Here is a 21,954-nt window from a genome sequence, read left to right as displayed (position 1 = left end):
ATGCTGTCAGCAGCATAGCCAACTGCGCGCCAGTATGCGGGGCGACGATCAAATCGTCACCGCTGCATTGCCCGCAAACGCGACGGCCGCCCCACAGGAGGCGGCCGTCGTTGTTTCAGCCTCAGCTGTTGTTGTGATCGACCTTGATGGTCGGGTCGCTGCCGGCAATCAGGTTGTGCAGGTTGGCGCTCGCCCAGTTGTTGCCTTCCAGTTTGATCGTCACGTCCGGCGTGGCCGCAGCGGCATCGCCCGAGTTGAATTTGCCCGCCGAGCTGACTTGCAGCGACGACGTGCCATCCACTGTGGTGATTTTCAGGAAGTTGTCGATCGTGCTGCCGGTCTCGCCCTGCAGCAGGTCGCGCAGGTCGATGCGGTCGCCTTCGCTGGCTTTGAAATCCTTGATCACATCGCTACCGGTGTCGCCCGATTTCCAGACGAAGGTGTCGCCACCGGAACCGCCAATCAGGATGTCATTGCCCTGACCGCCGATCAGCGTGTCGTTGCCGGTGCCGCCGAGCAGGATGTCATTGCCTTTGCCGCCGTCGAGCAGGTCGTTGCCGCCCGAGCCGAACAGGATGTCATGGCCCGCGCCACCGAGCAGCGTGTCGTTGCCATCGTGCGCGCCGGATACATCGAACGCCTGATAGTGCTCGGTGATGTACTGGTGCACGTTGCTGGTGGTGACTTTGCTGACGTCGACGCCGGTCTCTTTGGCGACGAACGCCTGCATCGCCTGGTAACCCTCGCCGGCAATGCCGTTGAAGCTGACCAGATCGCCGAACAGGATGTCGTTGCCTTCGCCACCGTTGACGGTGTCGTTACCCGGCATCGTCGCTTCGGTATGGCCGATGATCGAGTTGGCCAGATCCTTCGGATCGATGTTGGTTTGCGGCGTTTTGTCCGAATCGTACGGCTTGAGGTCGTTGAGGCTGACGTCGTTGTTCAGACCAATGGCTTCGACGCTCGACAATCCGCTCAACAAAGCGAAGCCGCTGGTCGAATTGCTGGTCGTCGACGAGTTGGTGCTGTTGCCGGTACCCGCGAGGTTCGACAATTCATAAGTACCGTCGCCCTGCGCATGAATCGTGCCCAGGGTTTCGCTGCTCCAGCCCCACCACGAGTTGTAGGTTTGCAGCACAACGCTGCCAGCACTGTTGATGGTCAGGTAGTGCGAGTTGTCGATGTAGGTGCTGAACGTGTCGCCCTGCTTGTAGTTGCTGGCGTTCACCACGCTGTCGAGTTTCACGTTGCCATACAGCGTCGGGTTGGTCTGCTCGCCGGTCTGGTAGTAAGTCGGCTGGCCGTCGGTGATGAAGTACGTGAGGTTCTTCGCCCCGGTGTTGGCCACTGCGTCGGCACTCTGGAACCAGTTGGCCGTGGTCTTGAACACGTCCTCGTAGTTGGTGCCGCCGCCAGAGCCCATCGAGTTGAGTACGGCTTTGAGCATCGTCAGCGCGTTCGGATCGTTGAGATTCACCGACACCGATTTGTTGACCTGGGTATCGAAGTCCACCAGGAATATGTTCACCGTGCCCGAGTTGCTGCCGCCCAGGCTTTGCTTGAGGCTGTTGAACACCGAGGTCAGCGAGTCTTTCGCGGCGTTCAGCGACGAAGTGCTCATGCTGCCCGAGCTGTCGACCATGAACGCGATGTTGTAGTTGGTGCCCGGCACCACGGTCAGGCCGCCGATGTCAGCGACGATGATGTCGTTGGCATCGGTGCCGGTAACGTTGTCATCACCCGAGGTGGCGGTGACCGCGTTGTACACCGCAGGCACTACCGTGACCGGAATGGTCGCGGTGCTGCTCGCGGAGCCACCGACCTGTTCGGTGGACGTCGAGGTCACGGTCAGGTTGAACTGGCCGTTGTAGTAGGTCGGCGGAGTCACGGTCAGAGAGCCGAGGTTCCAGCCGGTGACGTTGGCTTCGCCATTGCTCGCGGTAACGGTGAAGGTATGCCCCGCGCCATCGCTGAGCACCGAACCGACCGGTGCGCCGCTGATCTTCACGCTCAGGGTTTCCGAGCCGTCGGTGTCGGTCAGCGCGGTGCTGATTGCCGACAGTTTCACCGTGGTGCCTTCAGCGCCGGTGTTGAGCTTGTAGCCGTCGTAATAACCTTCGCCGTTGGTGCCGTGCAGATCGGAGACGGTCACGCCCGAGTTGATCAGATCCTGCACACCGGTGTAGATCGGCACGCCGGCGTTGCTCAGATCGATTGGCGTGCCGCCGTTGACCGACAGGTTGACGTCGTAGCTGCCCGGGCCGCTCTGATTGTGGTGGTAGATGTCGAGCGTGTAGTAACCGCTGGTGGTCGGGGTGAACGAGCCGTTGATCGCACCGCCCGCGCCCCAGGTACCCGACGCCACGTTCTTGCCGCCGATGGTGATCAGCAGGCTGTCATCGGCCACGCCGCTGAAGCTGTAGGTCTTGCCGGCTTCCAGGTAGATCAGGCCCGAGGTCTTCGACGCCGTACCGGCGGCGACACTGCCGTCAGACTGCACGTTGGTGACGTTGGCGCTGGAGTTCGGTTTGCCGGCGGCGTCGATCACGTTTTTCAGGGTGGTCGAGTTCGCGCCGCTGCCGTCAGTGCCCAGCCCCGAGAGACCGGTCCAGACTTCTTTGATCAGACCTGTGGATTTAACGCTGTTATCGGCCACGGCCACGGTCGGCGCATCCGCCACTGGCGTGATGTCGATCTTCACTGTGCCGGTGCTGCCCAGCGCCTGGCCATCGGTAGGCTGGAACTTGATCTGTGCGTAGTCCGCCTGATTGTTGCCCAGACCGGTGCCGCCGTAACCGTTGGTGCCCGACTCGTTGGCATCCGGCAGGAAGCGCAGCTTGCCGGCATCGATGTCGGCCTTGCTGAAGGTCTGGTTATTGGCAACATCCTTCCAGGTCGAGCCGTCCAAATACTGCAGTTTGCCCTCGCCCGGCAGCTGCGTGATCTTGATACCAAGGCTGCTCGCCGGGCTGTCGACATCGCTGACGCCAAAGGTCGACCAGCCGAGTACCAGCGGCGTGTCTTCGGTGCCGGTGACATTGCTCGGCGCAGCGACCGGTGCATCGTTGACCGCCACCACGTTGACTGTGGTCGTCGCCGTGTTCGAGTAGTTGCCGCCATCGGTCACCGTCACGGTGATGACGCGCGGCACGGTGCTCGGGTTTTCGCTGCTGTTGGTGAAGCTGATGTTCTTGATGGCCTGCATGTAGTCGGCCAGGGTCGCGTTACCCGAGAGGGTCAGGGTCACCGTGCCGTTGGTGCTGTTGGCATTGATGGTGATGCCGTTGACGCTGTTGCCCAGATTCAGCGCATCGCCGTCCTGACGGTTGGTCAGTACCACAGTGGCGCCGGTCAGCATCGTGCTGTCCGGGTCGGTGATGCTGATGTCGGTGTCAGCGATCGACACGCCGGCGCCCGGGGTGTTCTCGGTGAACGTCACCTTGTAATCGGCACCGGTCGCACCGCTGGAGTTGTTGGCGTCCAGATCGAGCACCGGTGGCGCATCGTTGTCGATGATCGAGGTGCTGACGCTGCCATTGGTGCTGCTGACCGCGAGGTTCTCGAAGTTGCCGCCGGTAGCCGAATCGATCTTGACCACGAAGTTCTCGGTGCCTTCGGTGATCTTGTCATCGAGGGTGGCGACGTTGAACTGCGCGCTGCTGGCGCCCGCCGGGATCTTCACGGTGTACACACCGGTGAAGTCCGAACCGTCGGCAGCAGTGCCGCTGTAGACGATTTTCAGGGTCACTTCGGTCTGCGCCGGGTGATTGAGGCTGACGGTGTAGCTGGCGGTCTGGCCTTCGGTCACCGAGCTGCTGCCAGTGATGCTGACGGTGGTGGTGTCGACGGTGTCGGTGACGCTGGTCATTGCTGGCGTGGTGCTCGATACCAGTTTTTCGAAGTTGCCACCGGTGGCGCTGCTGATGGTCGCCTGCACGGTGCCGGCGTCTTTGTAGACGTCGTCAGCTGGCGCTGGAACGTTCACGGTGCCGGTGGTTTCGCCCGCTTTGATGGTGATCACGGCACCGTTCGACAGGGTCACGGTCACTGGCGAGCCAGCGGCGTTGGTCAGGGTCGCGGTGTAAGTGATCTGGCCACCTTCTGCCACGGAACCGGTCGCGCTGAGCGACAGGTTGGTGGTGTCGACGGTGTCGGTCACGGTGGTGCTGACCGGAGTCTTGTCGGCGACGAGGTTTTCGAAATTGCCGCCGCTGACGTTGGTGATCGAGTTGGTGATCGGAGCGTTGCCGGTCAACGCATCGTTCGGTGCGACGGCAGTTACCGTGCCGGTAGTCTGGCCGACCGCGATGGTGATGTTCTGGCCGTTGGCCAAAGTGACCACCACTGGCGAACCGGTGACGGGTGCGCCGACGGTTGCGGTGTAGACGACGTTGCCGCCTTCGGCCGCTGTGGCGGTTGCGCTCAGTTTTACGGTGGTGGTGTCGATGGTGTCGGTGACGCTGGTCACGGCTGGCGTGGTGCTCGGTACCAGGTTTTCGAAGTTGCCACCGGTAGCTTTGCTGATGGTCGCCTGCACGGAGCCGGCGTCTTTATAGACGTCATCGGAAGGTGCCGGAACGGTCACATTACCGCTGGTTTCGCCAGCCTTGATGGTGATCACAGCGCCATTCGACAGGGTCACGGTTACAGGCGAGCCTGCGGCGTTGGTCAGGGTCGCGGTGTACGTGATCTGGCCACCTTCGGCCACCGAGTTGGTGGCGCTCAAGGACAGATTGGTGGTGTCGACGGTGTCGGTCACGGTGGTGCTGACCGGGGTCTTGTCGGCGACGAGGTTTTCGAAATTGCCGCCGCTGACGTTGGTGATGGCGTTGGTGATCGGCGCATGGCCGGTCAGCGCATCGTTCGGTGCGACGGCAGTTACGGTACCGGTGGTCTGTCCGACCGCGATAGTGATGTTCTGGCCGTTGGCCAGAGTGACCACCACTGGCGAACCTGTGACTGGCGCGCCGACGGTTGCGGTGTAGACGACGTTGCCGCCTTCGGCCGCCGTGGCGGTTGCGCTCAGTTTTACGGTGGTGGTGTCGATGGTGTCGGTGACGCTGGTCACTGCTGGCGTGGTGCTCGGTACCAGATTCTCGAAGTTGCCACCGGTAGCGCTAGTGATCGTTGCCTGGACGGAACCGGCGTCTTTGTAGACGTCATCGGACGGTGCAGGAACAGTTGCGGTGCCGGTGGTTTCGCCTGCTTTGATAGTGATCACGGCGCCGTTCGACAACGTGACTGTCACAGGTGAGCCAGCGGCGTTGGTCAGCGTAGCCGTGTAAACAATCGAACCACCTTCAGCCACGGAGCCGGTCGCACTCAGCGACAGGTTGGTGGTGTCGGTAACGTCCGTGACAGAAGTCGAAACTGGAGTTTTGTCCGCCACCAGATCTTCGAAGTTGCCACCGGTTACGCCTGTGATCGAGTTGGTGATCGGGGCGTTGCCGGTCAGCGCATCGTTCGCAGCAACAGCGGTTGCAGTGCCAGTAGTCTGGCCGACGCCAATGGTGATGGTCTGGCCGTTGGCCAATGTCACGACGACAGGAGAACCGGTAACTGGCGCACCGACGGTTGCGGTGTAAGTCACGGTGCCGCCTTCAGCCACCGAAGTATCAGCCGTCAGTTTGACGGTCGAAGTATCGATGGTGTCAGTGACCTGAGTGATCGCTGGAGTGGTGCTCGGCACGAGATTTTCGAAGTTACCACCGGTGGCACTGGTGATCGTCGCCTGGACGGAACCGGCGTCTTTGTAGACGTCATCGGACGGTGCAGGAACGGTTGCGGTGCCGGTGGTTTCACCAGCCTTGATGGTGATCACGGCGCCGTTCGACAAGGTCACGGTCACTGGCGAGCCAGCGGCGTTGGTCAAGGTCGCGGTGTAGGTGATCTGGCCACCTTCAGCCACCGAGTTGCTGGCGCTGAGCGACAGATTGGTGGTGTCGTTGACATCCGTAACAGTGGTCGAAACCGGTGTTTTATCCGCCACCAGATCTTCGAAGTTGCCGCCGGTTACGCCAGTGATGGAGTTGGTGATCGGCGCGTTGCCGGTCAGCGCATCGTTCGCAGCAACAGCGGTTGCAGTGCCAGTAGTCTGACCGACGCCAATGGTGATGGTCTGGCCGTTGGCCAATGTCACGACGACAGGAGAACCGGTAACTGGCGCACCGACGGTTGCGGTGTAAGTCACGGTGCCGCCTTCAGCCACCGAAGTATCAGCCGTCAGTTTGACGGTCGAAGTATCGATGGTGTCAGTGACCTGAGTGATCGCTGGAGTGGTGCTCGGCACGAGATTTTCGAAGTTACCACCGGTGGCACTGGTGATCGTCGCCTGGACGGAACCGGCGTCTTTGTAGACGTCATCGGACGGTGCAGGAACGGTTGCGGTGCCGGTGGTTTCGCCAGCCTTGATGGTGATCACGGCGCCATTCGACAGCGTCACGGTTACAGGCGAGCCTGCGGCGTTGGTCAAGGTCGCGGTGTAGGTGATCTGGCCACCTTCCGCCACCGAATTGCTGGCGCTCAAGGACAGATTTGTCGTGTCGGCAACGTCGGTGACAGAAGTCGAAACTGGAGTTTTGTCTGCAACCAGATCTTCGAAATTGCCGCCAGTTACGCCTGTGATCGAGTTGGTGATCGGGGCGTTGCCGGTCAGCGCATCGTTCGCAGCAACAGCAGTTGCAGTGCCAGTAGTCTGGCCGACGCCGATGGTGATGGTCTGACCGTTGGCCAGAGTCACGACCACAGGCGAGCCGGTGACTGGCGCGCCGACGGTGGCGGTGTAAGTCACGGTGCCGCCTTCAGCCACCGATGTATCGGCGGTCAATTTGACGGTCGACGTATCGATGGTGTCGGTGACAGTCGTCACGGCTGGAGCAGTGCTCGGTACCAGGTTCTCGAAGTTGCCTCCGGTAGCACTGGTGATCGTCGCCTGCACAGAGCCGGCATCTTTGTAGACGTCATCAGACGGTGCAGGAACTGTTGCGGTGCCGCTGGTTTCACCAGCCTTGATGGTGATCACAGCGCCGTTCGACAAGGTCACGGTCACTGGCGAGCCAGCGGCGTTGGTCAATGTCGCGGTGTAAGTGATCTGGCCACCTTCGGCTACCGAACCGGTCGCACTCAGCGACAGATTGGTAGTGTCGGAAACGTCGGTGACAGTGGTCGAAACCGGTGTTTTATCCGCCACCAGATCTTCGAAATTGCCGCCGCTCACGCCAGTGATCGAGTTGGTGATCGGAGCATTACCGGCCAACGCATCGTTCGCAGCAACAGCAGTTGCAGTGCCAGTGGTCTGGCCGACGCCGATGGTGATGGTCTGACCGTTGGCCAGAGTTACCACAACTGGTGAGCCAGTAACTGGCGCACCAACGGTGGCGGTGTAAGTCACGGTGCCGCCTTCAGCCACCGATGTATCGGCGGTCAATTTGACGGTCGACGTATCGATGGTGTCGGTGACTGTCGTCACGGCCGGAGCAGTGCTCGGTACCAGGTTCTCGAAGTTACCGCCGGTAGCGCTTGTGATCGTCGCCTGCACCGAACCGGCATCTTTGTAGACGTCGTCGGACGGTGCAGGAACTGTTGCGGTGCCGCTGGTTTCACCAGCCTTGATGGTGATCACAGCGCCGTTCGACAAGGTCACGGTCACTGGCGAACCAGCGGCGTTGGTCAAGGTCGCGGTGTAAGTGATCTGGCCACCTTCGGCTACCGAACCGGTCGCACTCAGCGACAGATTGGTAGTGTCGGAAACGTCGGTGACAGTGGTCGAAACCGGTGTTTTATCCGCCACCAGATCTTCGAAATTGCCGCCGCTCACGCCAGTGATCGAGTTGGTGATCGGAGCATTACCGGCCAACGCATCGTTCGCAGCAACAGCAGTTGCAGTGCCAGTAGTCTGGCCGACGCCGATGGTGATGGTCTGACCGTTGGCCAGAGTCACGACCACAGGCGAGCCGGTGACTGGCGCGCCGACGGTGGCGGTGTAAGTCACGGTGCCGCCTTCAGCCACCGATGTATCGGCGGTCAATTTGACGGTCGACGTATCGATGGTGTCGGTGACAGTCGTCACGGCTGGAGCAGTGCTCGGTACCAGGTTCTCGAAGTTGCCTCCGGTAGCACTGGTGATCGTCGCCTGCACAGAGCCGGCATCTTTGTAGACGTCATCAGACGGTGCAGGAACTGTTGCGGTGCCGCTGGTTTCACCAGCCTTGATGGTGATCACAGCGCCGTTCGACAAGGTCACGGTCACTGGCGAGCCAGCGGCGTTGGTCAATGTCGCGGTGTAAGTGATCTGGCCACCTTCGGCTACCGAACCGGTCGCACTCAGCGACAGATTGGTAGTGTCGGAAACGTCGGTGACAGTGGTCGAAACCGGTGTTTTATCCGCCACCAGATCTTCGAAATTGCCGCCGCTCACGCCAGTGATCGAGTTGGTGATCGGAGCATTACCGGCCAACGCATCGTTCGCAGCAACAGCAGTTGCAGTGCCAGTGGTCTGGCCGACGCCGATGGTGATGGTCTGACCGTTGGCCAGAGTTACCACAACTGGTGAGCCAGTAACTGGCGCACCAACGGTGGCGGTGTAAGTCACGGTGCCGCCTTCGGCTACCGAAGTATCGGCGGTCAGTTTGACGGTCGAAGTGTCGATGGTATCGGTGACATTGGTCACCGCTGGAACCGCGCTTGGCACCAGGTTCTCGAAGTTGCCGCCGGTCGCACCCTCGATGGTCACTTCGACTTTGCCGGCGTCTTTGTAGACGTCGTCGGACGGTGCAGGAACAGTTGCGGTGCCGGTGGTTTCGCCAGCCTTGATGGTGATCACGGCGCCGTTCGACAGGGTCACGGTCACCGGTGTGCCGGCCGGGTTGGTCAGGGTTGCGGTGTAGGTGATCTGGCCGCCTTCGGCGACCGAATCGCTGGCGGTCAGGTTCAGGTTGGTGGTGTCGGTGGTGTCGGAAACCACGGTGTCTGCGGACTTGCCGTCGACCACCAGTTTTTCGTAATTGCCACCCGTGGCGCCATCAATGGTCACGCTCAGCGAGCTGCCGCCCGCCAATGGGCTGTTCGGCGCGACGTAGTTGACGCTGCCGGTGGTTTCGCCAACCGCGATGGTGATGGTCTGGCCGTTGGACAGGCTGACGGTGACCGGCGAACCGGTCACTGGCGCGCCCACGGTCGCGGTGTAGACCACGGTTTCGCCTTCAGCGACGTTCGCAGTGGCGCTCAGCGACACGGTGGTGGTGTCGATGGTGTCGTTGACCGTGGTCACCGCCGGCGCTGTGCTGGTGACGAGGTTTTCGAAGTTGCCGCCGGTTGCGCTCTGGATGGTCGCTTCAACGCTGCCGGCGTCTTTGTAGACGTCATCTTTCGGTGCATCGACGGTCACGGTGCCGGTGGATTTGCCGGCCTCGATGAGGATTGTCGCACCGTTCGACAGGGTCACGGTGACCGGTGTGCCGGCGGCGTTGCTCAGGGTTGCGGTGTAGGTAATCTGGCCGCCTTCGTTCACCGCGCCGGTCGCGCTGAGCGACAGGTTGGTGGTGTCGACGGTGTCGGTCACGGTGGTGCTGACCGGGGTCTGGTCGGCGACAAGATTTTCGAAATTACCGCCGCTGACGTTGGTGATCGAGTTGGTCAGCGGCGCGTGGCCGGCGAGGACGTCGTTCGGCGCGGTGGTGCTCACGCTGCCGCTGGTCTTGCCGACTTCGATAGTGATGTTCTGACCATTGGCCAGGGTCACGACCACAGGCGAACCGGTGACCGGCGCGCCGACGGTGGCGGTGTAGGTGACGGTGCCACCTTCGGCCGCGGTTTCGGTGGCGGTCAGCTTGACCGTCGAGGTGTCGACGGTGTCGGTGACATCAGTGACCGCTGGCGTGGTGCTTGGCACCAGGTTTTCGAAGTTGCCGCCGGTGGCGTCCTTGATCGTGACTTCAACTTTGCCAGCGTCTTTATAGACGTCGTCGGCAGGTGCCGGAACGGTGACGGTGCCGGTGGATTTGCCGGCCTCGATGGTGATCACCGCGCCGTTGCTCAGATTCACGGTCACCGGGGTACCGGCCGGGTTGCTCAGGGTCGCGGTGTAGACAATCGAACCGCCCTCGGCCACGGAGCCGGTCGCGGACAGCGACAGGTTGGTGGTGTCGGCGACGTCGGTTACCGAGGTCACCGCCGGGGTTTGGTCGGCGACGAGATTTTCGTAATTGCCACCGCTGGCGCCGTCGATTTTCACACTCAGGGTGTTGCCGCCGGCCTGTGCATCGTTCGGCGCGGTGAAGTTGACGCTGGCGCTGCTGGCGCCGACCGGAATGGTGATGGTCTGGCCGTTGGACAGGGTCACCAGCACTGGCGAACCGGCGACCGGGGCGGTCACGGACGCGGTGTATACAACCACGCCGCCTTCTACCGCGCTGGCGCTGGCGGTCAGCGCAACGGTGCTGTTGTCGATGGTGTCGGTGACATCAGTTACCGCAGGCGTCTTGTCGATCACCAGATTTTCAAAGTTGCCGCCGCTGGTCTTGGTGATGCTCGCATCGACCTTGCCGGCGTCCTTGTACACATCATCGCCAGGCGCGGCGACGGTCGCAGTGCCAGTGCTCGCACCCTTGGCAATGTTGATCACCGCGCCGTTGCTCAGGGTCACGCTCATGGTGGTGCCGGCCGGATTGCTCAGGGTGGCGGTGTAGACGATCGAGCCGCCCTCGGCAACGCTGCCGGTGGCGCTCAGGCTGATGTTGGTGGTGTCGACGGCGTCGGTGACTTTGGTCACCACAGCCGAACGATCGGCCTCGACTCGCTCGAAATTGCCACCGCTGTGGCTGGCGATCGCCGTCCGCACGTTGCTGCCATCGATGTACGGGGTGTTGGCGGGCGCCGGGAAATTCACCGAGCCGCTGGTCGCGCCAGCGGCAATGTTGATCACCGCGCCGTTGGCCAGGGTCACGGTCATCGCAGTGCCGGCCGGATTGCTCAGGGTCGCGGTGTAGGTGATCTGGCCACCTTCGCTGACGGTATCGCTGGCAGTCAGGGTCAGTGCGGTTGTGTCGACGGTGTCGTTGACCGTGGTGCTGACCGGGGTCTTGCTGACGTCGAGTTTCTCGAAGTTGCCGCCGCTGGCATCGGTCATGGTTACGGTGAGCTTGCTGACGTCCTTGTAGACGTCATCGCTCGGTGCGGCAATCGTCACCGAACCGCTGGTCTTGCCGGCTTCGATGGTGATGGTCTGGCCATTGCTCAGGTTGACGGTCACCGGCGTCTGCGCGGCGTTGGTCAGCGTTGCGGTGTAAGTGATCGAAGAGCCTTCGAGCACATAGCTTTCTGCGCTGAGGGTCAGGTGCGTGGTGTTGACCGTGTCGGCAACATTGGTCACCGCAGGCGTAGTATCCGGCACCAGATTTTCGAAGTTGCCACCGGTGGCGTCCTTGATGGTCACTTCGACTTTGCCGGCGTCTTTGTAGACGTCATCGGCAGGTGCCGGAACGGTCACGGTGCCGGTGGTCTTGCCGGCTTCAATGGTGATGACCGAGCCGTTGCTCAGATTCACGGTCACAGGCGCGCCGGCCGGGTTGCTCAGCGTCGCGGTGTAGGTGATCTGCCCGCCTTCGTTGACGTTGCCGGTGGCAGTCAGCGCGACGCTGGTGGTGTCGACGGTGTCGGTCACAGTGGTGCTGACCGGGGTCTTGTCGGCGACCAGATTCTCGTAGTTGCCACCGCTGACGTTGGTGATCGAGTTGGTCAGTGGTGCGTGACCGATCTGCACGTCATTCGATACCGGGGCGGTAACGCTGCCGGTGGTCTGGCCGACGGCGATGGTGATGTTCTGGCCGTTGGCCAGGGTCACGACAACTGGCGAGCCGGTGACGGGCGCGCCGACAGTGGCGGTGTAGGTGACGGTGCCGCCTTCAGCGACCGAAGTGTCGGCGGTCAATTTGACCGTCGAGGTATCGATGGTGTCGGTGACTTGAGTGACCGCTGGCGTGGTACTCGGAACGAGGTTCTCGAAGTCGCCGCCGGTGGCGCTGGTGATGGTGGCCTGCACGGAGCCGGCGTCTTTGTAGACGTCGTCGGACGGAGCCGGGAAGCTCACATTACCGCTGGTTTCGCCTGCCTTGATGGTGATGACGGCGCCGTTCGACAAGGTCACGGTCACTGGCGAGCCAGCAGCATTGGTCAAGGTTGCGGTGTAAGTGATCTGGCCGCCTTCAGCCACGGAAGCGGTCGCGCTCAGCGACAGATTGGTGGTGTCGGCCACGTCGGTGACGGTGGTCGAAACTGGAGTTTTGTCCGCCACCAGATTTTCGTAGTTGCCACCGGTTACGCCAGTGATCGAATTGGTCAGCGGAGCGTTGCTGGTCAAGGCATCGTTCGGTGCAGTGTAGGTGATGGAGCCAGTGGTCTGGCCGACGGCGATGGTGATGTTCTGACCGTTGGCCAACGTCACGACCACAGGCGAACCGGTGACTGGCGCGCCGACGGTGGCGGTGTAAGTCACGGTGCCGCCTTCGGCAACCGAGGTGTCTGCGCTCAGCTTCACCGTCGAGGTATCGACGGTGTCAGTGATTTCGGTCACAGCCGGCGTAGTGTTCGGCACCAGATTTTCGAAGTTGCCGCCGGTGGCGTCCTTGATGCTGACTTCGACCTGGCCGGCGTCTTTGTAGACGTCATCGGCCGGCGCTGGAACGCTAACGGTGCCGGTGGTTTTGCCGGCATCAATGGTGATCACCGAGCCGTTGCTCAGGGTCACGGTTACCGGGGTGCCGGCCGGATTCGTCAGCGTGGCGGTGTAGGTGATCTGGCCACCCTCGGCCACAGAGTCGGTGGCGCTGAGGCTCAGGCCAGTGTCATCCACCGAATCGGTGATGGTGGTGACCGCAGGCGTGTTGCTTGGCACCAGGTTTTCGAAATTGCCACCGGTAGCGCCAGTGATCGTGGTGCTGACGGTGCTGCCATTGTTGTAGACGTCGTTGGCCGCAGTCGGCACGTTGACGGTGCCCACGGTTTCGCCAGCCGCGATGGTGATGGTCGAACCGTTCGACAGGGTGACGGTCACCGGCGTCTGCGCCGGGTTGGTCAGTGTCGCGGTGTAAGTGATTTGACCGCCTTCAACAATGTTGTTGGTCGCAGTCAGGGTCAGACCGGTGTTGTCGACCGAATCGGTGATCGTGGTAACGGCAGGCGTGTTGCTTGGCACCAGGTTTTCGAAATTGCCACCGGTAGCGCCAGTGATCGTGGTGCTGACGGTGCTGCCATTGTTGTAGACGTCGTTGGCCGCTGTGGGCACGTTGACGGTGCCGACGGTCTCGCCAGCCGCGATGGTGATGGTCGAACCGTTGGACAGAGTGACGGTTACCGGCGTCTGCGCTGGATTAGTCAGCGTCGCGGTGTAGGTGATCTGGCCGCCTTCGACGATGTTGTTGGTCGCGGTCAGCGTGAGGCCGGTGTTATCAACCGAGTCTGTGATGGTGGTAACGGCTGGTGTCGGGTTCGGCACCAGATTTTCGAAGTTGCCGCCGGTAGCCCCGGTGATCGTGGTCGTAACGGTGCTGCCATTGTTGTAAACGTCATTGGCCGCAGTCGGCACGTTCACGGTGCCAACGGTTTCGCCAGCAGCAATGGTGATGGTCGAACCGTTGGACAGGGTGACGGTAACCGGCGTCTGCGCCGGGTTGGTCAATGTCGCGGTGTAAGTGATCTGACCGCCTTCAACGATATTGTTGGTCGCTGTCAGGGTCAGGCCAGTGTCATCCACCGAATCGGTGATGGTGGTGACCGCAGGCGTGTTGCTTGGCACCAGGTTTTCGAAATTGCCACCGGTAGCGCCAGTGATCGTGGTGCTGACGGTGCTGCCATTGTTGTAGACGTCGTTGGCCGCAGTCGGCACGTTGACGGTGCCGACGGTTTCGCCGGCTGCAATGGTGATGGTCGAACCGTTCGACAGGGTGACGGTCACCGGCGTCTGCGCCGGGTTGGTCAGTGTCGCGGTGTAAGTGATTTGACCGCCTTCAACGATATTGTTGGTCGCAGTCAGGGTCAGGCCGGTGTTGTCGACCGAATCTGTGATGGTGGTAACGGCTGGTGTGGTGTTCGGCACCAGGTTTTCGAAGTTGCCACCGGTAGCGCCAGTGATCGTGGTGCTGACGGTGCCGCCATTGTTGTAGACGTCGTTGGCCGCAGTCGGCACGTTGACGGTGCCCACGGTTTCGCCAGCAGCAATGGTGATGGTCGAACCGTTGGACAGGGTGACGGTTACCGGCGTTTGCGCTGGATTAGTCAGTGTCGCTGTGTAGGTGATCTGGCCGCCTTCGACGATGTTGTTGGTCGCGGTCAGCGTGAGGCCGGTGTTATCAACCGAGTCTGTGATGGTGGTAACGGCTGGTGTCGGGTTCGGCACCAGGTTTTCAAAGTTGCCGCCGGTAGCCCCGGTGATCGTGGTCGTAACGGTGCTGCCATTGTTGTAAACGTCATTGGCTGGGGTCGGCACGTTGACGGTGCCCGTAGTCTGGCCAGCGCCAATGGTAATGGTCGAGCCATTCGACAGCGTGACGGTGACCGGAGTTTGCGCCGGGTTAGTCAGCGTCGCGGTGTAGGTAATCTGGCCGCCTTCGGTCACGCTCGAACCAGCCGTCAACGTGACGGTAGTGGTGTCGACGGTGTCGGTGACTTGCGTGGTCGCCGGGATAGTCGGCGGGGTCACGGTGATGCCGTTGCCGCCGCTGGTGCCAGTGACGGTCACGTCGATCTGGGTCGGGTCGTTATAGACAGTGTCGTTCGGCGCCAGCGGCACGTTGACGGTGCCGGTGGTGGCACCGGCGGGAATGACGATGACTGCGCCGTTGGACAGGGTGATAGTCAGGTCGGTCAGCGGCGCCTGGGTCAGGGTCGCGGTGTACACCAGCACGCCGCCGGCTTCGGTGATGGTCGGCGTGGCGCTGAGGCTCAGGGTCGAGTCACGCAGTGCGTTGGTGGTGGTGTCGGTGGTCAGGCCGCCCGTGGTGTCCTGCGCGACTTGCCCGGCAGAATTGATGCCCGCCGTGGGGAAGCCAATGGTCGGATCGACGCGGCCAGCGGTGGCGTCGAGCATGACGAAGCTGTGACCGCCGCCGGCAGCACCACCGGTACCTGCGGCGGTCGGGCCGGCCGCGGTGGACTCGAGTGCGGTGGTCGGGTCGACACCGGCGGCGATGGCTTGCTGCAGTTCTTCTACAGAAGGCGCAGCCTGCGCCGTGGCTTCGGCCAGGTCAGTGCTGGAGTCAGGCGAGCTGGCGCTCCACTGGGTGTCACGGCCCAGATCGAGCATGCGGCCATCGGCCAGTTCCAGCGACACCGCGCCGGACAGACCGGTATCGATCTGGTCGCCGACATACAGGCGATCGCCTTCAACGAGTACGCGACGCACGCCCTCTGGGGACACCACGAAAACCTGACCGACAATGCTTTTGACGACGGCAACAACACTGCTCATTGAAGACTCTCCGGGGTGTCACATTCAGTTGACTTCCATGGACCTGACGGGCGTCGGCGCCACTTCAGTCTGGACGTACTTTCTATAAATGGATAACTTATTGACGCTGTATTTCCGTCAATAATCTGGCTATAAATTATCGCGATTAACTTTATGCCAAACTATTGACCTTCTGGGAGCCATCCTAAACAATCGCCCCACTAATGTCACATTGATATTTCCGCGGCGACCTGTCCTTCAGCCTGTCATCCAGTTCCTGTTTTGAACTTTCCGACATACGGTCTTTCGGGTTGCCATCATCCGACGCAGCACCACGTTTCTGCTGTGATTCAAGACAAGAAGTTCCGGGAAAATTCCAACCATGCGTTCGCTTTTGCTCCTTGCCGCTCCCTTCGCTCTCGCCGCCTCTTTTGTACAAGCACAATCCTTACCAGAAGCCATGCAACAGGCGCTGGATGTCCATCCGGAGATTCAGGCGGGGGTCAACAGTCGATTGGCGGCGGATTATCAGTTAAAGGCTGCGAAAGGGGGATACCTGCCCAAGGTCGATCTGCTGGGCGGTTATGGCCGTGAAGGCACTGACAGTGTGACCACGCGAGCGAACGGTGGAAGCAATCACTGGGAGACGTTGAACCGCAGCGAGTCAAGTTTACGTCTCTCGCAAATGGTTTTTGACGGTTTCGCGACGTCCAACGAAGTTGCGCGTCAACAAGCCAACGTCAGCTCCCGTGCTTACTCGCTGCTGGGCACTTCCGAGCGTACTGCACTGACCGTCGCCCAGGTGTATCTGGACGTGCTGACCCGTCGCGAATTCGTGCGTCTGGCCGAGGAGAACCTCAAGAGCCACCAGCGCATCTACGACCAGATCCAGTTGCGCACCCAGCGCGGCGTCGGCAGCGGTGCCGACCTCGATCAGGCCGAAGCGCGTATGGCCCAGGCCCGCAACAACCTGATCACCGAACAGACCAACCTCGCCGACGCGGAAACCAACTTCCTCAGCGCCGTCGGCCAGATGCCCGACCAGCTCGAGCGCCCGGCGCCGTTCATGGCGATGATGCCGGCCAACCTCAATGAAGCCCGCGCGCAAATGCTGGAAAACAGCCCGGTCCTGCGTTCCGCCGAGTCGGACATCGCCGCTGCCGAGAAGCAGTTCGCCACCGCCAAATCGACCTTCTACCCGCGTTTCGACGCCGAACTGGGCCGCTCCGCCGACAACGATCTCGATGGTCAGAACGGCCACAACAACGAATGGCAGGCCATGCTGCGCATGCGTTTTAACCTGTATTCCGGCGGCAGCAACAAGGCCGATCTGGAATCCAAGTCGTACCTGGCCAACCAGGCGCTGGACATCCGCAACAACGCCCTGCGTCAGTTGAATGAAGAGCTCGGCCTCGCCTGGAACGCGCTGAACAATGCCAACGCCCAAGTGCCGATCGCTCAGCAGTACGTCGATCGCAGCACCTCGGTGCGTACTGCCTACCAGCGTCAATTCAGCCTCGGCGAACGCACCCTGCTGGATTTGCTCGACAGCGAAAACGAACTGTTTACCGCCTCGCGGCGTCTGGCGGAAATCAAGAACATTCAGTTATTTACTCAGTACCGAATCAAGGCGACCATGGGCCAATTGCTCAAAAGCCAGGGAGTGGTCGCGCCGTTGGCATCCGTTGTGCAGAACGACGTGAAGCCCAAGGTCCAGCTGCCTGGGATGAACTGAGTTATCCCTTCCAACTGTTAAAGAGTGTCGAGCGTGGAATCAGAAGTCAGTCGAGTTCAACTCAGCCATGATCCACGCGCGTTGCATGACGATCCGTTGCTGGATGGTCTGCTCGCCCTGTGCATGCTGCACCAGAAGCCTGCCAGCGCGGCGATGCTGACCACCGGCCTGCCGCTGCCCAAACAACGTTTGAGTGTCGAGTTGCTGCCGCGCGCAGCGGCTCGCGCCGGGCTGCAGGGGCGGGTGTTGCAGCGCAAACTCGAAGAAATTCCGGCGATCGCCATGCCCGCGCTGTTGCTGCTCAAGGATGGCCGCAGCGCCGTTCTGCTCGGCTGGCAGGGCGACAATGAAGCACGAGTGCTGCTTAGCGAAAGCGATGGCGGCGAGTCTGTGGTCAGCCGCGAACTGCTGAGCGACGATTACACCGGCAAAGTGTTCTTCGCCCAGCCGCAGCACAAATTCGACGTCAACCACGGCACGCTGATCCCGCGTGCACGCTCCTGGTTTCGCGACACCCTCAAGCGTTCGCGCTGGCTGTACGCCGATGCGATCGCCGCCAGTTTTCTGATCAACATCATCGCCATGGCCGCGCCGCTGTTCGTGATGAACGTCTACGACCGCGTAGTGCCGAACCAGGCCGAAGCAACCCTGTGGGTGCTGGCGCTGGGCATCACCGGCGCTTACATCTTCGACTTGATCCTCAAGAGCCTGCGCAGCCTGTGCCTGGATCTGGCCGGGAAGAAAACCGACCTGATCATCTCCGCCACGCTGTTCGAGCGCATTGTCGGCATGGCGATGAAATACCGCCCGGCGCGGGTCGGCAGCTTTGCCCAGAACATCCATGAGTTTCAGAGCCTGCGCGACTTTCTCGCGTCGCTGACCCTGACCAGCCTGATCGACCTGCCGTTCACCATCCTGATTTTCATCGTCATCGCCATTCTCGGCGGGCATCTGGTGTGGATTCCGGTGCTGGCTTTCCCGATTGCCCTGCTGATCGGCTACGCCTTGCAGAAGCCGTTGATCGCGACCATGGAACGGACCATGGCGCTGGGCGCCGAGCGCCAGTCGAGCCTGATCGAAACCCTCGCCGGTCTGGACGCGGTCAAGGTCAACAACGCCGAAAGCGAGCGCCAGTATCAGTGGGAGCAGACCATCGGCACCCTCAGCCGCCTCGAGCTGCGAGTGAAAATGCTCTCCGGTCTGGCGATGAACATCACCTTGCTGATCCAGCAACTGGCCGGGGTGATCATGATCGTCTTCGGCGTTTACCAGATCATCGCCGGCAACCTGAGCATGGGCGGGCTGATTGCCTGCTACATGCTCAGTGGTCGTGCGCTGAGCCCGCTGGCGTCGCTGTCCGGTCTGCTCACGCGCTATCAGCAGGCGCGGGTGACCATGACTTCGGTCGACCAGATGATGGAGCTGCCGCAGGAGCGCAATTTCGAAGAGCGTCCGCTAAGCCGCAAGGTTTTGCAGGGTGCGATCGAATGCCGTCAGCTCAGCTTCACCTACCCGGACCAGCAGAACCCGGCGCTGAAGAAAATCAACCTGGTCATCCGTCCCGGCGAGAAGATCGGCATCATCGGCCGCAGCGGTTCGGGCAAGAGTTCGCTGGCGAAACTGCTTGTGGGCCTGTACCAACCGGACGACGGTGCCTTGCTGGTCGATGGCGTGGACATCCGCCAGATCGACGTCAGCGAACTGCGCTACAACATCGGCTACGTACCGCAGGACATTCAACTGCTGTCCGGCACCCTGCGTGACAACCTGGTGTCCGGCGCGCGTTACGTCGAAGACGAGCTGGTGCTGCAAGCCGCCGAACTGGCCGGCGTCCACGAATTCGCCCGTCTGCACCCGCAAGGCTACGAGCTGCAAGTCGGCGAGCGCGGGCAGAACCTCTCCGGCGGCCAACGGCAGAACGTCGCCCTGGCCCGGGCGCTGTTGCTCAATCCACCGATCTTGCTGATGGACGAGCCAACCAGTGCGATGGACAACACCGGCGAAGAACGCCTCAAGCAACGCCTCGCAGCAGTGATTGAAAACAAGACCGTGGTGCTGGTCACGCACCGGGCATCGCTGTTGTCGCTGGTCGATCGCCTGCTGGTGATCGATCGCGGGCAGATTCTCGCCGACGGCCCGAAAGCCGCCGTGATGGAAGCGTTGAAGAAGGGGCAGATCAGTGTTGCTTAAGTCCGGTGTCAAGGAGTCGATCCGTCGCTACTTCAAGGGCTCTGCCTCGCTGCAGGGTCAGCCGCTGCCGGAGGTCAACAAGGCGCTGATCGAAGACGCCCCGCGCGTCGTGCGCCTGACCATCTGGGCGATCATCGGCTTTTTCGTGTTCCTCATGCTCTGGGCCAACTTCGCCGTGATCGACGAGGTGACCAAGGGCGACGGCAAGGCGATTCCGTCGTCGAAGATTCAGAAAATCCAGAACCTGGAGGGCGGTATCGTCTCCGAGCTGTTCGTCAAGGAAGGCCAGATCGTCGAGGCCGGCGCGCCGCTGATTCGTCTCGACGACACACGTTTTGCCTCGAACGTCGGCGAAACCGAGGCCGATCGCCTGTCGATGCTGCTGCGGGTCGAGCGTCTGAGCGCGGAAGTCGATGATCGTCCGCTGAATTTCCCCGAGGACGTGCTCAAAGCCGTGCCGGGCCAGGCGAAAAGCGAAGAGTCGCTGTACATCAGCCGCCGTCAGCAGTTGCACGATGAAATCGGCGGCTTGCAGGAGCAGTTGATCCAGCGTCAGCAAGAGCTGCGTGAGTTCAGCTCCAAGCAGGCGCAGTACCGTCAGCAACTCGGTTTGCAGCGTCAGGAAATCAACATGTCCGAGCCGCTGGTGGCGCAGGGCGCGGTCTCGCCGGTGGAAGTGTTGCGCCTCAAGCGTGCCGAAGTGGAAACCCGTGGCCAGCTCGACGCGACCACGCTGGCCATTCCGCGCGCCGAATCGGCGATCAAGGAAGTGCAGCGCAAGATCGACGAAACCCGCGGCAAATTCCGCAGCGAAGCGCTGACCCAACTCAACGAAGCGCGCACCGATCTGAACAAGGCCCAGGCCACCGGCAAGGCGCTGGAAGACCGCGTCAGCCGTACGCTGGTTACCTCACCCGTGCGGGGCATCGTCAACAAGTTGCTGGTCAACACTATCGGCGGTGTGATCCAGCCGGGCAGCGACATGGTCGAAATCGTGCCGCTGGACGACACCCTGCTGGTCGAAGCCAAGATCCGCCCGCAGGACATCGCGTTCCTGCATCCGGGTCAGGAAGCGATCGTCAAATTCACCGCCTATGACTACACGATTTACGGCGGCCTGAAGGCACAGCTGGAGCAGATCGGTGCGGATACCATCACCGACGAAGACAAGAAAACCACTTATTACGTGATCAAGGTGCGTACCGAGCGCAGCCACTTGGGCACGGATGAAAAGCCTTTGCTGATCATTCCCGGGATGGTCGCTTCGGTGGATATCATCACTGGCAAGAAGTCGGTGTTGAGCTATTTGCTCAAGCCGATCATTCGGGCGCGGGCTGAGGCGTTGCACGAGCGCTAGATCTTCGGCGCTGGTGACGGCCTATTCGCGAGCAGGCTCGCTCCCACAGGAGATTGCATTCCAACTGTGGGAGCGAGCCTGCTCGCGAAGGCGTCCTCCGAAGCGCTACATATCCGTCGGTAAGTGACACAAATGGTCACCCGCCCCCTCATCAATCGCCATATCGTTATTCAATAACGGTATTTAATCTCCAGTTCTTATAGCTATAAAGTCACCCACCTGCGTACCTGCCGACCAATCGGCGCGCCGCACGACCTGAACCGACACGCAATCCAGCGTGAGTGTCTGATCGACGAGCGCGTCCGTGAGCGCGCCGTGCGTGGGAGATGATTGATGTCCGCCGCTACTGCCACCGAAAGCGCCGCAACTGCCGCGCCGCAAATCTTCGAAATTCGCCCCTTCAGCGGTGCCGTCGGCGCCGAGATCGTTGGCCTCGACCTGCGCCGGCCGGTCAATGATCAGGACTTCGCGCGCATTCACCGCGCGCACCTGGATCACCACGTCGTGGTCTTTCGCGATCAGCAGATCACCCCGCAACAGCAAATCGATTTCAGCCGTCGCTTCGGCGTGTTGCAGATCCATGTGCTCAAGCAGTTCCTGCTGGCCAATCACCCGGAAATCCTCATCGTTTCCAACATTATCGAGAACGGCCAGAACATCGGTCTCGGTGACGCCGGCAAGTTCTGGCATTCCGATCTCTCCTATAAAGAGCTGCCAAGTCTCGGCTCGATGCTGCACGCCCAAGAGCTGCCCGCCGAGGGCGGCGACACGCTGTTTGCCGACATGCACAAAGCCTGGGACAACCTGCCGGCTGCGTTGCGCAATGCGGTTGAAGGGCGCTTTGCCGCGCATTCCTACACGGCGCGCTACAGCGAGACAAAATTCGAGGGCAACTGGCGCCCGACCCTGACCCCAGAGCAACTGGCCCAAGTCGCCGAAGTGGTGCACCCAGTGGTGCGCACCCATCCGGAAAACGGCCGCAAAGCCTTGTTCGTCAGCGAAGGCTTCACCACGCGCATCGTCGGTCTGCCGGAAGACGAAAGTCGTCAGCTGCTCGGCGAACTCTTCGCTCACAGCGTGCTGCCGCAAAATATCTACCGCCATCAATGGGAGCCGCATGATCTGGTGTTCTGGGACAACCGCTCGCTGATCCACCTCGCCGCCGGCTGCCCTGCGCATCTGCGCCGCAAGTTGTATCGCACGACCATCCAGGGCGATGCGCCTTTCTGATTT

General features: G+C 61.4%; 5 protein-coding genes. 4 read left to right on the top strand and 1 reads right to left on the bottom strand.

All coding sequences use genetic code 11. The features are described 5' to 3' along the window. Nucleotides 1-121: 121 nt before the first annotated feature. Entirely contained in the window at nt 122-15,460 is a 15,339-nt protein-coding gene (locus tag AB4N48_RS23645) for a LapA family giant adhesin (RefSeq protein ID WP_460094405.1), read from the bottom strand. Between the two features lie 361 nt (nt 15,461-15,821). On the opposite strand from AB4N48_RS23645, the gene AB4N48_RS23640 reads away from it, so the two are divergent. The 4 genes from AB4N48_RS23640 (at nt 15,822) to AB4N48_RS23625 (ending at nt 21,951) form a co-directional block, all read left to right on the top strand. Next, nucleotides 15,822-17,174, top strand: a complete 1,353-nt coding sequence (locus tag AB4N48_RS23640; protein ID WP_457264737.1) for a TolC family outer membrane protein — start codon at nt 15,822-15,824, stop codon at nt 17,172-17,174. Nucleotides 17,175-17,207: 33 nt separating this feature from the next. After that, nucleotides 17,208-19,364: a type I secretion system permease/ATPase gene (locus AB4N48_RS23635; RefSeq protein ID WP_460094404.1), complete on the top strand. Its 2,157-nt coding sequence runs from the start codon at nt 17,208-17,210 to the stop codon at nt 19,362-19,364. Then, nucleotides 19,354-20,721, top strand: a complete 1,368-nt coding sequence (locus AB4N48_RS23630) for an HlyD family type I secretion periplasmic adaptor subunit (RefSeq protein ID WP_024011116.1) — start codon at nt 19,354-19,356, stop codon at nt 20,719-20,721. The genes AB4N48_RS23635 and AB4N48_RS23630 overlap by 11 nt, the downstream gene beginning before the upstream one ends. Before the next feature lie 333 nt (nt 20,722-21,054). Further along, entirely contained in the window at nt 21,055-21,951 is an 897-nt protein-coding gene (locus tag AB4N48_RS23625) for a TauD/TfdA dioxygenase family protein (protein ID WP_150637834.1), read from the top strand. The last annotated feature ends 3 nt before the right edge of the window (nt 21,952-21,954 follow it).

It is taken from the genome of Pseudomonas sp. S2_C11 (genome assembly GCF_054668395.1).
This window is presented reverse-complemented; position numbering and strand designations above follow the sequence as displayed.

What these genes read in the sequence shown, in the direction of transcription:
- AB4N48_RS23645 (WP_460094405.1), bottom strand. Translation starts at nt 15,460, where the DNA reads ATGAGCAGTGTTGTTGCCGTCGTCAAAAGCATTGTCGGTCAGGTTTTC.
- AB4N48_RS23640 (WP_457264737.1), top strand. Translation starts at nt 15,822, where the DNA reads ATGCGTTCGCTTTTGCTCCTTGCCGCTCCCTTCGCTCTCGCCGCCTCT.
- AB4N48_RS23625 (WP_150637834.1), top strand. Translation starts at nt 21,055, where the DNA reads ATGTCCGCCGCTACTGCCACCGAAAGCGCCGCAACTGCCGCGCCGCAA.